The sequence below is a fragment of the Pantoea sp. ANP04 genome (genome assembly GCF_041982285.1).
Taxonomy (GTDB): domain Bacteria; phylum Pseudomonadota; class Gammaproteobacteria; order Enterobacterales; family Enterobacteriaceae; genus Pantoea; species Pantoea eucalypti.
Map to the genome: position 1 here is coordinate 1 of NZ_JAUTYS010000096.1, position 593 is coordinate 593.

General features: G+C 61.7%; 1 protein-coding gene. It reads right to left on the minus strand.

What is annotated here, in order from left to right:
• A partial coding sequence (locus Q7C21_RS22515) for a diguanylate cyclase domain-containing protein (protein WP_375151161.1) occupies positions 1 to 580 on the minus strand: 580 nt, incomplete at its 3' end.
• Positions 581 to 593 lie beyond the last annotated feature (13 nt).

Consider the following 593-nt stretch of genomic DNA (forward strand, 5'->3'; position numbering starts at 1 on the left):
GTCGTCTGGACATCTTCTGCAGCAACTGGTCGGCCACTTCATGGCCGAGGCTGTCGTTGAGCAACTTGAAGCGATCCAGATTGATGTGCAGCAAGGCCAGGCTGCGGCCGCCCTGGCGTACCCGTTGGTGGGCCTCGCCCAGGCGCTCGCGAAACAGGGAACGGTTGGCCAGCCCGGTGAGTTCATCGTAGTGAGTGAGGTAGCGCATGCGCTCCTCGGACTCGCGCCGAGCCGAGAGATCGGCGAAGAAGCCCACGATGTGGCGGATTTTCCCTCGTTTATCCCGTACGACATTCAATTGCAGCCATTGCGGATAGAGCTCGCCGTTCTTGCGGGTCTCCACCAGCTCGCCCTGCCAACTGCCGTGTTGCTCCAGGGCCTGATGAATCAACGGGTAATGCCGGCGGGCATCGCGGCTACAGGACAGTTCCACCACATTGCGCCCGAGCATGTCCTCGATCTGATAGCCCGTGACCTGGCTGAAGGCCTGATTGGCAGCGATCAGGGCGTACTCGGGGTCGAGGATGACGATGCCTTCACTGGCCGCCTCGAACACTGTCGCCGCCAGATTGCGCTGCACCTCCACTTCCTTG